A 14,176-nucleotide genomic window follows, 5' to 3' on the forward strand; every position below is an offset into this window, starting at 1 on the left:
GATTAAGTTAATAAGGGCGCACGGCGGATGCCTTGGCACTAGGAGCCGATGAAGGACGGGACTAACACCGATATGCTTCGGGGAGCTGTAAGCAAGCGTTGATCCGGAGATTTCCGAATGGGGAAACCCACTGCTCGTAATGGAGTAGTATCCATTTCTGAATACATAGGAAATGGAAGGCAGACCCGGGGAACTGAAACATCTAAGTACCCGGAGGAAGAGAAAGAAACATCGATTCCCTAAGTAGCGGCGAGCGAAACGGGAAGAGCCCAAACCAAGAGGCTTGCCTCTTGGGGTTGTAGGACACTCTACACGGAGTTACAAAGGAACGAAGTAGATGAAGCGGTCTGGAAAGACCCGCCAGAGAAGGTAACAGCCCTGTATTCGAAACTTCGTTCCCTCCAGAGTGGATCCTGAGTACGGCGGGACACGTGAAATCCCGTCGGAAGCAGGGAGGACCATCTCCCAAGGCTAAATACTCCCTAGTGACCGATAGTGAACCAGTACCGTGAGGGAAAGGTGAAAAGCACCCCGGAAGGGGAGTGAAAAAGATCCTGAAACCGTGTGCCTACAAGTAGTCAGAGCACATTCATGTGTGATGGCGTGCCTTTTGTAGAATGAACCGGCGAGTTGCGATTTCATGCAAGGTTAAGTTGAAGAGACGGAGCCGCAGCGAAAGCGAGTCTGAATAGGGCGAATAAGTATGAGGTCGCAGACCCGAAACCAGGTGATCTACCCATGTCCAGGGTGAAGGTAAGGTAACACTTACTGGAGGCCCGAACCCACGTACGTTGAAAAGTGCGGGGATGAGGTGTGGGTAGCGGTGAAATTCCAATCGAACCTGGAGATAGCTGGTTCTCTCCGAAATAGCTTTAGGGCTAGCCTCAAGGTAAGAGTGTTGGAGGTAGAGCACTGTTTGGACTAGGGGCCCTCATCGGGTTACCGAATTCAGACAAACTCCGAATGCCAATTACTTGTCCTTGGGAGTCAGACTGCGAGTGATAAGATCCGTAGTCGAGAGGGAAACAACCCAGACCGCCAGCTAAGGTCCCAAAGTATACGTTAAGTGGAAAAGGATGTGGAGTTGCTTAGACAACCAGGATGTTGGCTTAGAAGCAGCCACCATTTAAAGAGTGCGTAATAGCTCACTGGTCGAGTGACTCTGCGCCGAAAATGTACCGGGGCTAAACGTATCACCGAAGCTGCGGATTGACACCTTCTGGTGTCAATGGTAGGAGAGCGTTCTAAGGGCTGTGAAGCCAGATCGTAAGGACTGGTGGAGCGCTTAGAAGTGAGAATGCCGGTATGAGTAGCGAAAGAAGGGTGAGAATCCCTTCCACCGAATGCCTAAGGTTTCCTGAGGAAGGCTCGTCCGCTCAGGGTTAGTCGGGGCCTAAGCCGAGGCCGAAAGGCGTAGGCGATGGACAACAGGTTGATATTCCTGTACCACCTAATTTCCGTTTGAGTAATGGGGGGACGCAGGAGGATAGGGTAAGCGCGCTGCTGGATTAGCGCGTCCAAGCAGGTAGGCTGGGAGTGAGGCAAATCCTTACTCCTAAGGCTGAACTGTGATGGCGAGGGAAATATAGTACCGAAGTTCCTGATTCCACACTGCCAAGAAAAGCCTCTAGCGAGGAAATGGGTGCCCGTACCGCAAACCGACACAGGTAGGCGAGGAGAGAATCCTAAGGTGATCGAGAGAACTCTCGTTAAGGAACTCGGCAAAATGACCCCGTAACTTCGGGAGAAGGGGTGCTCCCGCGAGTGAAAGCTTGCGGAAGCCGCAGTGAATAGGCCCAGGCGACTGTTTAGCAAAAACACAGGTCTCTGCGAAGCCGTAAGGCGAAGTATAGGGGCTGACGCCTGCCCGGTGCTGGAAGGTTAAGAGGAGCGCTTAGACTTCGGTCGAAGGTGCGAATTGAAGCCCCAGTAAACGGCGGCCGTAACTATAACGGTCCTAAGGTAGCGAAATTCCTTGTCGGGTAAGTTCCGACCCGCACGAAAGGCGCAACGATCTGGGCACTGTCTCAACGAGAGACTCGGTGAAATTATAGTACCTGTGAAGATGCAGGTTACCCGCGACAGGACGGAAAGACCCCGTGGAGCTTTACTGCAGCCTGATATTGAATGTTGGTGCAGCTTGTACAGGATAGGTAGGAGCCTTGGAAACCGGAGCGCCAGCTTCGGTGGAGGCATTGGTGGGATACTACCCTTGCTGTATTGACATTCTAACCCGCAGCCGTGATCCGGCTGGGAGACAGTGTCTGGCAGGCAGTTTGACTGGGGCGGTCGCCTCCTAAAATGTAACGGAGGCGCCCAAAGGTTCCCTCAGAATGGTTGGAAATCATTCGCAGAGTGTAAAGGCACAAGGGAGCTTGACTGCGAGACCTACAAGTCGAGCAGGGACGAAAGTCGGGCTTAGTGATCCGGTGGTTCCGCATGGAAGGGCCATCGCTCAACGGATAAAAGCTACCCCGGGGATAACAGGCTTATCTCCCCCAAGAGTTCACATCGACGGGGAGGTTTGGCACCTCGATGTCGGCTCATCGCATCCTGGGGCTGTAGTCGGTCCCAAGGGTTGGGCTGTTCGCCCATTAAAGCGGTACGCGAGCTGGGTTCAGAACGTCGTGAGACAGTTCGGTCCCTATCCGTCGTGGGCGCAGGAAATTTGAGAGGAGCTGTCCTTAGTACGAGAGGACCGGGATGGACGCACCGCTGGTGTACCAGTTGTTCCGCCAGGAGCATCGCTGGGTAGCTATGTGCGGACGGGATAAGTGCTGAAAGCATCTAAGCATGAAGCCCCCCTCAAGATGAGATTTCCCATAGCGCAAGCTAGTAAGATCCCTGAAAGATGATCAGGTTGATAGGTCCGGTGTGGAAGTGTGGTGACACATGGAGCTGACGGATACTAATCGATCGAGGACTTAATCAATTTATTACATGGTTTACCTTCTCATTTATCTAGTTTTGAGGGAATGAATAAAAACCCTTGAAAAAAAGCAAAAAATGATTATAATAAAACTTGTCTTAGTAATTTGTCTGGTGACGATAGCGAAGAGGTCACACCCGTTCCCATCTCGAACACGGCAGTTAAGCTCTTCAGCGCCGATGGTAGTTGGGGGACTCCCCCTGCAAGAGTAGGACGTTGCCAGGCAAATAAAAAGCAAACTTGGTTGGTTGTACGATAATCTTAAATCACTCATTCCGCAGTAGCTCAGTGGTAGAGCTATCGGCTGTTAACCGATCGGTCGTAGGTTCGAATCCTACCTGCGGAGCCATGCTTCCATAGCTCAGTAGGTAGAGTGCTTCCATGGTAAGGAAGAGGTCACCGGTTCGATCCCGGTTGGAAGCTTCCAGGAACATCTTTATACATACTAATAATGGCCCCTTGGTCAAGCGGTTAAGACACCGCCCTTTCACGGCGGTAACACGGGTTCGAATCCCGTAGGGGTCACCATTTTTTTTTGATTAAAAGGAAGTAATTTATTTTCAATGGAGGATTAGCTCAGCTGGGAGAGCATCTGCCTTACAAGCAGAGGGTCGGCGGTTCGATCCCGTCATCCTCCACCATATAAATATGCCGGCCTAGCTCAATTGGTAGAGCAACTGACTTGTAATCAGTAGGTTGGGGGTTCAAGTCCTCTGGCCGGCACCAGGTTTGTTTTTTTATGAAAAAACGGTGGGGTAGCGAAGTGGCTAAACGCGGCGGACTGTAAATCCGCTCCCTCCGGGTTCGGCGGTTCGAATCCGTCCCCCACCACCATTTATACTATTTATGCATACATCTCTGATTGAAGGGTATTATACATAATATGTTAATTCATCAATGGGCTATAGCCAAGCGGTAAGGCAACGGACTTTGACTCCGTCATTCGTTGGTTCGAATCCAGCTAGCCCAGCCATTGAGCCATTAGCTCAGTCGGTAGAGCATCTGACTTTTAATCAGAGGGTCGCAGGTTCGAATCCTGCATGGCTCATTATTGTAATTAAATGTAAGTGATTATTGGTTGTCTTGATATATCAAGACTTCTTTGCATTTTGTTTTAAATTTAGGGGCCTTAGCTCAGCTGGGAGAGCGCCTGCCTTGCACGCAGGAGGTCAGCGGTTCGATCCCGCTAGGCTCCACCAAATTACATAAAATCACTCCGTTCATATTTTGAACGGAGTTTTCTTTTATTACTACTTGCATAAATATTCAAAAAATAGTTGAGTTGAGTCATATCCATTAATTCGGTAATATATGATGCGAGGGGGAAAAGGGATGAAAAAAAGACTGACTGTTATCGGAATGCCGTTGGATTATGGGCAAATGAGACGCGGCGTTGATATGGGGCCGAGTGCAATTCGCTATGCTGGGGTGATCGAGCGCTTGGAAAAGCTCCAGTATGAAATTGAGGATGACGGAGATGTTGTGATTGACCGTTCTGAAGCTAATCAGGTTTCAAATGACAAGCTAAGACATGCTGAAGTCATTGTCCGGGCAAACGAGCAGCTTGCAAATAAAGTCGATCAAATTGTAAAAGAAGGCTCCTTTCCATTAATATTGGGAGGGGATCATAGCATTGCGATCGGAACACTTGCAGGAATAGCGAAGCACTATAAAAATCTTGGGGTCATTTGGTTTGATGCTCATGGCGATTTAAATACGGTAGACACAACTCCATCGGGCAATATTCATGGTATGTCTTTAGCCGCTAGTCTTGGCTTTGGGGCAACTTCTTTAACGAATTTGGGAGGATATCAGCCGAAGATAAGGCCTGAAAATGTTGTGATTATTGGCGCAAGGGATTTCGATGAAGGGGAAAAGAGGCTTATTCAAGAACAAAATATAAAAGTATATACGATGCATGAAATTGATCGACTTGGAATGACAAAGGTAATAGAAGAAACGATTCATTATTTAAAAGAACGAACAGATGGAGTTCATTTATCGCTTGATTTAGATGGATTAGATCCACTCGATGCCCCAGGGGTTGGCACACCTGTCCTTGGTGGTATAAGTTATCGAGAAAGTCATTTGGCGATGGAGATGCTTGCGGAATCTGAACTTATTACGTCAGCTGAATTCGTAGAAGTAAACCCAATTTTGGATGAGAAAAATAAAACTGCGGAAGTAGCAGTCGCTTTAATGGGGTCGCTTTTAGGGGAGAAATTATTATAAAAGCAGCAGTTCTGATTTTATAGAACTACTGCTTTTTTGTGATAATTGTCTGATATTTATATAATAGTTTGTCCAATTGATTGCTAATATTGATTACTCGTTCATCAATAAATGAGGATGACAACCCCAATTCGATCATGTTTTTTCTATTTTCTTCGATTTTTATTAACAAATCATCTGCGGTCATAAGTGACAAGCCTCCTGACAAGTCTTTATTTATTGTATTTCCCATTTTTGAAAAATATAAACCAATTGTTGTAATCTTTGTTAATATAGAGAGGTATGCTTTTATTTATGTTTTAATGAAACCTTTTTCTTTTACATACGTAAGAATGGATAACCGCATAGAGCGGGAGGTAGAAAGAATGGATGCGATTGTCAATCAAAGAATTAAACAGGTGCTGCGTGGGGATCAGGAAGCTTTTGGAGAGATTGTAGAAATTTATAAAGATAAGATCTTTCATTTAAGTTACCGGATGTTGGGAAATCGTCATGAGGCAGAAGATATAGCTCAGGAGGCATTTGTTAGAGCTTATGTTAATATTCACAGCTTTAACCAAAAGCGGAAATTTTCTACGTGGCTATATCGAATTGCTACAAATCTATGCATCGATCGAATTAGGAAAAAGAAACCTGATTATTTCCTTGATGCAGAAGTAGCTGGAACAGACGGGCTAACGATGTATTCTCAAATCGCGGCAGAAGGGAAAACGCCTGATTCAGAAGTGGAAACACTGGAGACACAGGAGATGGTACAAAGGGAAATATTAAAACTGCCAGATAAATATAGGGCGGTTATCGTTTTGCGATATATTGATGAGTTATCGTTAAAAGAGATCGGAGAAGTGTTAGAAATTCCACTTGGAACCGTGAAAACGCGTATCCATCGTGGACGTGAAGCTTTGCGTAAGCAGCTACACAATTTGTAGGAAAGGTGAGAAGGAAATTGAAGGCATGTCCTGAAGAGATGATTCTCTATATGCAAGATTATTTCGATAATGACTTGTCGCAGAGAAATGAACAAGTGTTGAAAGAACATTTGCAAAGCTGCCCAGATTGCCAAAAACACTTTCAGGAACTTAAAAGAACAATTGCTAACATTAAAAGCACTTCTCATATTGAAGTTCCTAATGGCTTTACCGCTAACGTTATGGCTCGATTACCGAAGGAAAAAAGCAGTGTCAGTATAAAGAGATGGTTCCGCCATCATCCTTTGCTTGCAGCAGCTTCATTATTTCTTATATTAATGGCAGGCAGTATGTTTAATGTCTGGAATGATGATCAAAAATTTTCTGTCACAATGCAAGAGAATCTCGTTGTTGAAAATGGAACAGTAATTGTTCCAGAAGGAAAGATTGTTGAGGGAGATATTACTGTAAAAAACGGTAATTTACGTATAGAGGGCGAAGTACATGGAAATGTTACCATTATAAATGGTGAACGTTATTTGGCTACGGCAGGAAATGTAACAGGGGATATTGAAGAAATTAATGAGATGTTTGAGTGGTTTTGGTATAAAATAAAAGCAGGTGGGAAGAAAATCATCCTTTTATTTGACGAAAAGTAATTCCGGAGAATACTTAAGGGCAGATGCTTGGCATCTGTCCTTTTCAAGTCTGGCTTTACTCGCAAATAAAAAAATATGATATAATGATGAAGTTATTTAAAATAGAAAAAAATGAGAACAAGCTATATTGAAAAAATTAGTGGAGGAAAGAATATGCCGTTTGCAGATTTTACCATTATGGACTATTTGTCCAGCATAGTGGATATTTTCCTCGTTTGGTTTGTTATTTATAAATTAATTATGCTCATTCGTGGTACAAAGGCTGTCCAACTTTTAAAAGGAATATTTGTCATTATTATCATCTGGTTTTTAAGTGACTTCTTCCATTTAAATACGTTAGGGATGATGATGGAAACCGTCATTACTTGGGGGTTTCTTGCGATTATTATCATCTTTCAACCTGAATTAAGGCGGACGCTAGAGCAGCTTGGTCGTGGGAAAATATTTGCTAGAACGAGCATTCATGAAGATGAGGAGCGTAAACAAAGAGTGGATTCCATCGTGGAGGCGGTCGCTTATATGGCAAAACGGCGGATCGGTGCTTTAATCTCTGTGGAAAGGGAAACAGGTATGGGGGATTACATAGAAACTGGAATCCCACTCCATTCTAATTTAACTCCAGAGCTTTTGATTAATATTTTTATACCGAATACTCCATTACATGATGGGGCTGTAATCATTCAGAAAAACCAAATTGCCGCAGCTGCATGTTATTTGCCTTTATCGGAAAGTCCGTTTATCTCCAAAGAATTGGGGACGCGGCACCGGGCGGCTCTAGGGATTAGTGAAGTAACTGATAGCTTAACGATCATTGTTTCAGAAGAAACTGGCCATGTATCCGTTACACAAAACGGTGAGCTTTATCGAGATTTATCCAATGATGAGTTCGAAAAGCTTTTAGAAAAAGAACTTCTTATTGAAAATAAAGGTAAGCAGTCTTCTTCATCATTTTGGAAAAGAAAGGAGAAGGCAAAGAATGGATAAGTTTATGGAAAGCCCATGGTTTATGCGATTGATAGCATTGCTACTTGCTCTTCTCTTATTTTTTACTGCAAATGATTTAATGAACAAGGAATCGAGAACAACTCCAAATGGAATGGAATCGAATGATATGGATACGATTACCGATGTTCCTTTGGAAATCATTTATGATACGGAAAATTTAGTCGTATCAGGTGTGCCACAATCGGTTGATGTAAAAATTGAAGGGCAACGAAGATTTGTCGAAGCGACAAAGAGACAAAGGGATTTTAGCGTGTATATTGATTTGTCAGATGTTGAAATCGGAAAACATCGTGTACCGATTTTGTATAAAGATGTGTCTGAAAAATTAAAGGTTACGATTGAACCGCAATATGTAGATATTACCTTGCAAGAAAGAGTAACCGAGGAATTTAAAGTTGAGGCAGAGTTCAATCGGGGAATTTTAGCCGAAGGATTTGAAGCTGAAAAGCCAGAAATAAAGCCGAAAACAGTGAAAATAACAGGTGCGAAAGATGTCATTGATAAGGTGACTTATGTGAAAGCAACAATTGATACAAGTGGGTTAATCAATGACACGATTAAGAAAGAGGCACTTGTGACCGTACTTGATCAAGATTTAAATAAGCTGGATGTAATTGTGGAACCGTCATCTGTTTTGGTGACAATACCGGTGACCAATCCAAGAAAAAATGTTCCTGTTAAAATTAATCGAACGGGCACACCTCCTAGTGATATTGAGATTATTACTGTAAGTACAAATACACCTGAAGTCGTTATTTTTGGTCGCACCGAAATTCTTCAGTCGATTAACGAGATTGAAGTGAATGTTGATGTGAGTGGGATTACGGAAGATACAGAAATAGAAGTTCCCGTTAAAGCTCCGTCAGGAGTAAATAAACTAACGCCTGAAACAATTACTGTAAAAATCGTTGCGGAAAAAAAGGAGCAAGAGTCAACAATCTCTGATTTAAGCTTGGAGAGCAAGGGATTGGATCAAGGGCTCGATCTGGAGTTTGTGTCACCAACAGATGGCATTGCATCGATTACGGTGACAGGGCTAAAGGAAGAGCTTGAAAAAATCAACAAAGACGACCTTCATGTTTTCTTCAATGCGGAGGGTCTTGGGCAAGGTGAACATGAGGTTAGTCTGGAAGTGACCGGACTAGGTGATCTGAAATATGAGTTATCTGTAAAAGTAGCAAAAATTCGATTAATAGAAAAAGAAGCTGTCTAGAATAAGACATTGTTTGAAGAAGGAGCGATTTAGTAAAATGGGTAAATACTTTGGAACGGATGGAGTACGAGGGGTAGCAAATGCGGAACTAACGCCTGAATTGGCATTTAAGTTAGGGCGGTTTGGTGGATATGTGTTAACTAAAAATGCGGAGCGCCCAAAGGTCATCATCGGTCGAGATACCCGTATCTCCGGACATATGCTTGAAGGTGCTCTCGTGGCCGGATTGCTCTCAATTGGAGCGGAAGTCATGCGCTTAGGAGTAATCTCTACTCCAGGAGTATCGTTTTTAACAAAAGTGTTGGGAGCCCATGCGGGAGTAATGATCTCGGCATCTCATAATCCAGTAGCTGATAATGGGATTAAGTTTTTTGGGCCAGACGGATTCAAACTATCAGATGAACAAGAGGACGAAATCGAAGCGTTGCTTGACGAAAGTGATGATCAATTACCGAGACCCGTTGGTGCAGATCTAGGTCTTGTAAATGATTATTTTGAAGGTGGACAAAAATATTTACAATTTTTAAAGCAAACGGTTGATGAGGATTTCTCTGGTATACACGTAGCTTTGGATTGTGCCCACGGTGCGACTTCATCGCTTGCTACTCACTTATTCGCGGATTTGGAAGCAGATATCACAACAATGGGAGCAACGCCGAACGGATTAAATATTAATGAGGGTGTTGGTTCAACACATCCAGAAGCATTGGCTTCTCTTGTAAAAGAAAAAGGCGCTGATGTTGGACTAGCTTTTGATGGTGATGGAGATAGGCTCATTGCGATTGATGAAAACGGCGATATCGTTGACGGTGACCAAATCCTTTACATTTGTGGTAGGCATTTGAAGGAGGAAGGAAGATTAAAGCAATCAACAGTCGTATCTACTGTCATGAGCAATCTCGGCTATTATAAAGGCCTTGAGGAACTCGGAATTAAAAGCGCCCAAACGGCGGTAGGTGATCGATATGTTGTCGAGGAAATGAAGGCAAATGGGTATAATTTGGGAGGAGAACAATCAGGACATATTATTTTCCTTGATTATAATACAACAGGTGACGGCTTATTAACTGGTCTTCAACTTGTGAATATTATGAAGCACACAGGTAAGCCGCTTTCTGAACTTGCCAAAGGCATGAAAAAATACCCACAAAAACTTGTTAACATTAGAGTAACTGATAAATATCACGTAACCGACAACGAAAAGGTGAAAGAAATCATCGACGAAGTCGAAGCCGAAATGAATGGAAACGGTCGAATTCTCGTTCGCCCATCAGGAACGGAACCACTCGTTCGTGTCATGTGTGAAGCTGCAACAAAAGAACAATGTGAAGAATATGTAAATCGCATCGCGGTCGTTGTACAGGCTGAAATGGGGTTGCAGGAATAGAATAACATGTGCCAGGCACTACCCAAAAGATGTCGATGGATGTTGGCCTGGGGTGTGCTTGGTATTTTTATGTATGGAAGCTGGGTCCATATAGACAGCTTTAAATAGGAGATCATTCGAGTTAGAGCATAAGGTTTTTATAAAATGAGTAAGGAGATTTTTTTACGATGACATATGAAAATTCTAATTTACCGCCAAAGACTTGTTCGATTGAACGGCTTGTTACAGTTTCTGAAGATGTTGAAAAAGTATTGAGTGGGCAAAAGACAGCCACGCGCCGCAATGGAAGGTACGCTGATGTTGGTGAAGTAATGACGCTTCAAGGGTATGATTTCGTTGTTAAGCGAGTGTATGTTCAGGAGCTCGGAGAATTAACGGATGAGGATGCGAAGCAGGAAGGGTATGGTAATGTCACAGATTACAAAGAAGCAATTTTAGCGATGCATCCAGGCATGCCTTGGGTGCCAAAAATGAAAGTATGGGTGCATGAATTCGCACGTGCTTAATTAGATGACTGGTGAAGAAAAATAATATTTCTTCACCAGTTTTAATTTAGGGAAAGGATGGGAAGCGATGCGAGCATTATCAGTGCAGTTGGAAAATTGGGTGCTGCATTCTGTTGGTGAAGAAGCTTCGATCTGTTCAATTCAAAGACTGTTTGGTGGTACTTCCTCACTTGTACATCAGCTAACTTTACAATCGGGTGGAGAAACGTTTGATGTTGTTCTGCGACAGTTTACAAATAAGCAGTGGCTTGAGGAAGAACCTGATTTAGCTTTACATGAAGCCGAAAGTTTACGTTTGGCAAGTCACACCAAGCTAGAGACTCCACAGTTAATTGCTTTTGATGAAATAGGAAGAGAGGCTGGTGTTCCTGCTGTCCTTATGTCAATGCTTGAAGGGACGGTCGTTTTGGAGCCTGAAAATACCCATAACTGGACAAATGAACTGGCGCAAACGTTGGTGAATATTCATCAACAAGATGCAGATGAGTTCGCATGGAGCTATTATACATACAAAGATCTAGCTGCTCTGGAAATTCCAAACTGGTCATCCTTAACAAAAGAGTGGAAAGATGCCTTTCGGATCGTGAAAGGCCCGCGGCCGGAGGTGAGGAATACATTCATTCATCGAGATTACCACCCAGCCAATGTTCTCTGGTTACATCATTCGGTCAGCGGAGTTGTCGATTGGGTGAATGCGTGCCGAGGTCCTGCTGGGATTGATGTTGGGCATTGTCGATTAAATTTAGCAATGCTACACGGTGTTCAAGTGGCCGACCATTTTTTATCTGCGTATGAAAAACATGCTAGCGCTTCTTTTTCATACGATCCATATTGGGATTTGTTATCTATTATTGATATTCTTTTTGACCCGCCTGAAGTATTCCCAGGTTGGATCGAATTGGGAGTGACCGGGCTAACAGATGCGATCGTAAGGGAGCGCTTAGAAGCGTATTTGGTTAGTGTGTTAAAGGCGAGGTAGGTATATCGGGAAAAGCCGCTTAGAAATCGTCTAACAGCTTACAAATCCCACCTGATACAAAAAAGTGCCCCTCCCATCACCTGATTTTTAAAAATAGTTTGACATTTGATTTTTTTCATGGGAGAATGTACACGTGTACATAACTATGAGGTGAGGAAATGTCAAAAGCGAAAAGAAAAGATGTTGCTGCATTAGCGGGTGTTTCAGAAGCGACGGTATCCCGGGTGTTTAATAATGTTGCTCCATTGCGTGAGGAAACGAAGCGTAAAGTGTTAGAAGCGGCAAAGCAATTGAATTACCAACCGAACGCCATCGCTCAAAGTTTTGCAAGGGGGAAAAGTGGAAATATTGGTGTGCTTGTCCCATCACTACCTAAGGTAAGAATGTTCTCCACCTATTACTTTTCGGAGATTTTAAGCGGGATTGGGATGCGGCTTGCTGAGATGGATTACGGATTGCTTTTGTTATTCTACTCACCACATGAACCGATTGATTATGTGACATTATTTCATACCCAGAAAGTCGACGGCTGTATTATTCTTGGTTCGAAAAATGTTCCGAGAGACAAAGGGGCAATTGAACAACTTCATGAATTGAAGCTCCCATATTGTTTGATTAATCAACGGTTTGATGGGTATGAATTTCATTCGATTGATGCGGATCATCGTGATGGAAGCTTTCAAGCGATATCTCATTTAATAAAAACCGGTCATGAAAAAATTGCTTTTTTAAACGGACCACTTGAATTTTCCAATAGTTTGGATCGGTTGGAAGGATTTAAGACGGCGATGCAGACCTATGATCTGGGATGGAGTTCGGAATGGATTTTCACAGGAAATTATAGTCGGACGAGTGGATATCAAGCTGCTGAAAAAATTGGACAAATCATTGCAGAAATAGATGCTGTTTTCGTGGCAAATGATCGAATGGCGATAGGTTTAATGCAAGGGTTAAATGAGCAAGGTTTTCGGGCAGGTCGAGATTACTCACTTATAGGCTGTGATGATTCAGACATAGCGAGCATGACGGAACCACAATTAAGTTCCGTGAGAGTTCCACTATTTGAAATGGGGATAAAAGCGGCGAATGCAGTTTTTCAACTCATTTCAAACGATTCGTCTAAGCTTACTATTCATGAGCAGTTGCCAGTCACTTTTATTGCGAGGAATTCAATTATGAGGAAGGAGATAGACAAGTGAAGAAACTAAATATTGGTATGGTTGGATATAAATTTATGGGTAAGGCTCATAGCCATGCATACCACGATTTACCATTATTTTTCCCAGATCATATTCACCCGGTAAAAAAGGTGATTTGTGGACGCAATCCCGAAGCGATCAAGAATGCTGCTCAGCAATTCGGTTGGGAGGAGTATACAACGGATTGGCGCGAACTTGTCGAGCGGGATGATATTGATGTCATTGATATCAATGCTCCAAGCAATGTGCATAAAGAAATTGCGATTGCTGCCGCAAAAGCAGGCAAGCATGTTTTTTGTGAGAAACCGTTAGCGCTCACACTCGAAGATTCTCGTGAAATGCTAGAAGCAGTAAAAGCGGCAGGAGTAAAGCATATGATTGGATTTAATTATCGTTTTACACCGGCTGTTATGCTTGCTAAGAAATTAATCGATGAAGGGCGGCTCGGAGATATTTACCATTTCCGTGCTTGGTTTTTACAAGATTGGCTTGTTGATCCTGAATTCCCGCTTGCATGGCGGTTACAAAAGGAAATTGCCGGCTCAGGTTCACACGGGGATCTTGGAGCACATCTTATCGATATGGCCCATTATTTACTTGGCGATATAAAAGAAGTGATCGGGATGAGTGAAACGTTTATTAAAGAAAGGCCGATTTCGGAAAATATGAGAGGGCTAACAGCTTCAAGTGAGAAGAATGCTGGAAAAGGAGCCGTCACAGTTGATGATGCAACATTGTTTTTAGCCCGCTTTGAAAATGGTGCCCTAGGAAGCTTTGAAGCTACGAGATTCGCATCAGGCCATAGAAGTACAAATTCATTTGAAATTAACGGCAGTAAAGGAAGCGTGATCTTCGATTTTGAGCGCTTAAATGAGCTTCAAGTGTATTTTGTTGATGATAAAGATGATGTTCAAGGGTTCCGACGTGTCCTTGCGACAGATGCTGCTCATGCTTATTCTGACGTATGGTGGCCAGCGGGGCATACGATCGGATATGAACATACATTTATTCATGCGACAGTTGAATTAATGGAAGCGTTTCAAGAGGAACGTATGCCTGTTCCGAACTTTGAAGATGGCGTGAAATGTCAGCAAGTATTAGAAGCGGTGGATCTTTCGATTGAAAAGCGACAATGGATAAAAGTCGCTGATTTATAGAT

General features: G+C 43.4%; 11 protein-coding genes, 9 tRNA genes and 2 rRNA genes. 21 read left to right on the plus strand and 1 reads right to left on the minus strand.

Annotation, left to right across the window (positions count from 1 at the left end; all coding sequences use genetic code 11):
* The 12 genes from KHA95_RS18255 to rocF all read left to right on the plus strand — a co-directional run bounded on the left by KHA95_RS18255 (position 1) and on the right by rocF (position 5,161).
* Positions 1-2,932 (plus strand): 23S ribosomal RNA (locus KHA95_RS18255).
* A 106-nt stretch (positions 2,933-3,038) separates the two neighbouring features.
* Positions 3,039-3,154: ribosomal RNA gene (gene rrf, locus KHA95_RS18260) — 5S ribosomal RNA — on the plus strand.
* A 49-nt stretch (positions 3,155-3,203) separates the two neighbouring features.
* Positions 3,204-3,278 (plus strand) — tRNA-Asn (locus KHA95_RS18265).
* Between the two features lies 1 nt (position 3,279).
* Positions 3,280-3,352: transfer RNA gene (locus tag KHA95_RS18270), tRNA-Thr, on the plus strand.
* A 30-nt stretch (positions 3,353-3,382) separates the two neighbouring features.
* Positions 3,383-3,457 (plus strand) — tRNA-Glu (locus KHA95_RS18275).
* Between the two features lie 37 nt (positions 3,458-3,494).
* A tRNA-Val gene (locus tag KHA95_RS18280) sits at positions 3,495-3,570 on the plus strand.
* A 9-nt stretch (positions 3,571-3,579) separates the two neighbouring features.
* Positions 3,580-3,655, plus strand: a tRNA-Thr gene (locus tag KHA95_RS18285).
* Positions 3,656-3,678: 23 nt separating this feature from the next.
* A tRNA-Tyr gene (locus KHA95_RS18290) sits at positions 3,679-3,763 on the plus strand.
* 64 nt (positions 3,764-3,827) lie between these two features.
* Positions 3,828-3,902, plus strand: a tRNA-Gln gene (locus KHA95_RS18295).
* Between the two features lie 2 nt (positions 3,903-3,904).
* Positions 3,905-3,977: transfer RNA gene (locus tag KHA95_RS18300), tRNA-Lys, on the plus strand.
* Positions 3,978-4,052: 75 nt separating this feature from the next.
* Positions 4,053-4,128, plus strand: a tRNA-Ala gene (locus KHA95_RS18305).
* Between the two features lie 133 nt (positions 4,129-4,261).
* A complete protein-coding gene (gene rocF / locus KHA95_RS18310) occupies positions 4,262-5,161 on the plus strand; it encodes an arginase (protein ID WP_213139010.1) in 900 nt (299 codons plus the stop codon).
* A gap of 25 nt (positions 5,162-5,186) precedes the next feature.
* Here the strand turns inward: rocF and KHA95_RS18315 are convergent, their stop codons facing one another.
* Positions 5,187-5,348, minus strand: a complete 162-nt coding sequence (locus KHA95_RS18315; protein ID WP_213139011.1) for an aspartyl-phosphate phosphatase Spo0E family protein — start codon at positions 5,346-5,348, stop codon at positions 5,187-5,189.
* 178 nt (positions 5,349-5,526) lie between these two features.
* Here KHA95_RS18315 and sigW point away from each other — a divergent pair, with 178 nt between their 5' ends.
* The 9 genes from sigW (at position 5,527) to KHA95_RS18360 (ending at position 14,174) form a co-directional block, all read left to right on the plus strand.
* Complete coding sequence (gene sigW, locus KHA95_RS18320) at positions 5,527-6,090, plus strand: RNA polymerase sigma factor SigW (protein ID WP_213139012.1); 564 nt, start codon at positions 5,527-5,529, stop codon at positions 6,088-6,090.
* A 38-nt stretch (positions 6,091-6,128) separates the two neighbouring features.
* The gene (locus KHA95_RS18325) at positions 6,129-6,728 is read left to right on the plus strand and encodes an anti-sigma factor family protein (RefSeq protein ID WP_213139325.1); all 600 of its coding nucleotides are present in this window, start codon (positions 6,129-6,131) and stop codon (positions 6,726-6,728) included.
* 153 nt (positions 6,729-6,881) lie between these two features.
* A complete protein-coding gene (gene cdaA / locus KHA95_RS18330; protein WP_213139013.1) occupies positions 6,882-7,712 on the plus strand; it encodes a diadenylate cyclase CdaA in 831 nt (276 codons plus the stop codon).
* Positions 7,705-8,946 (plus strand): CdaR family protein, encoded by a 1,242-nt coding sequence (locus KHA95_RS18335; RefSeq protein ID WP_213139014.1) that lies wholly within the window; start codon positions 7,705-7,707, stop codon positions 8,944-8,946. The genes cdaA and KHA95_RS18335 overlap by 8 nt, the downstream gene beginning before the upstream one ends.
* A 37-nt stretch (positions 8,947-8,983) precedes the next feature.
* Entirely contained in the window at positions 8,984-10,333 is a 1,350-nt protein-coding gene (gene glmM / locus KHA95_RS18340; RefSeq protein WP_213139015.1) for a phosphoglucosamine mutase, read from the plus strand.
* A gap of 167 nt (positions 10,334-10,500) precedes the next feature.
* On the plus strand, positions 10,501-10,839 hold the full coding sequence (locus KHA95_RS18345) for an ASCH domain-containing protein (RefSeq protein WP_213139016.1): 339 nt from the start codon (positions 10,501-10,503) through the stop codon (positions 10,837-10,839).
* Between the two features lie 67 nt (positions 10,840-10,906).
* A complete protein-coding gene (locus tag KHA95_RS18350) occupies positions 10,907-11,818 on the plus strand; it encodes a phosphotransferase family protein (RefSeq protein ID WP_213139017.1) in 912 nt (303 codons plus the stop codon).
* A gap of 158 nt (positions 11,819-11,976) precedes the next feature.
* The gene (locus tag KHA95_RS18355; RefSeq protein WP_213139018.1) at positions 11,977-13,017 is read left to right on the plus strand and encodes a LacI family DNA-binding transcriptional regulator; all 1,041 of its coding nucleotides are present in this window, start codon (positions 11,977-11,979) and stop codon (positions 13,015-13,017) included.
* Positions 13,014-14,174, plus strand: coding sequence for a Gfo/Idh/MocA family protein (locus tag KHA95_RS18360; RefSeq protein ID WP_213139019.1), 1,161 nt, complete (start codon positions 13,014-13,016; stop codon positions 14,172-14,174). Before KHA95_RS18355 ends, KHA95_RS18360 begins: the two co-directional genes overlap by 4 nt.
* Positions 14,175-14,176: the final 2 nt, after the last annotated feature.

Source organism: Bacillus sp. FJAT-50079 (assembly GCF_018343515.1).
Taxonomy (GTDB): domain Bacteria; phylum Bacillota; class Bacilli; order Bacillales; family Bacillaceae_C; genus Lederbergia.

Coding starts and splice junctions, on each gene's coding strand:
- rocF (WP_213139010.1), top strand. CDS start 4,262: ATGAAAAAAAGACTGACTGTTATCGGAATGCCGTTGGATTATGGGCAA.
- KHA95_RS18315 (WP_213139011.1), bottom strand. CDS start 5,348: ATGACCGCAGATGATTTGTTAATAAAAATCGAAGAAAATAGAAAAAAC.
- sigW (WP_213139012.1), top strand. CDS start 5,527: ATGGATGCGATTGTCAATCAAAGAATTAAACAGGTGCTGCGTGGGGAT.
- KHA95_RS18325 (WP_213139325.1), top strand. CDS start 6,129: ATGATTCTCTATATGCAAGATTATTTCGATAATGACTTGTCGCAGAGA.
- cdaA (WP_213139013.1), top strand. CDS start 6,882: ATGCCGTTTGCAGATTTTACCATTATGGACTATTTGTCCAGCATAGTG.
- KHA95_RS18335 (WP_213139014.1), top strand. CDS start 7,705: ATGGATAAGTTTATGGAAAGCCCATGGTTTATGCGATTGATAGCATTG.
- glmM (WP_213139015.1), top strand. CDS start 8,984: ATGGGTAAATACTTTGGAACGGATGGAGTACGAGGGGTAGCAAATGCG.
- KHA95_RS18345 (WP_213139016.1), top strand. CDS start 10,501: ATGACATATGAAAATTCTAATTTACCGCCAAAGACTTGTTCGATTGAA.
- KHA95_RS18350 (WP_213139017.1), top strand. CDS start 10,907: ATGCGAGCATTATCAGTGCAGTTGGAAAATTGGGTGCTGCATTCTGTT.
- KHA95_RS18355 (WP_213139018.1), top strand. CDS start 11,977: ATGTCAAAAGCGAAAAGAAAAGATGTTGCTGCATTAGCGGGTGTTTCA.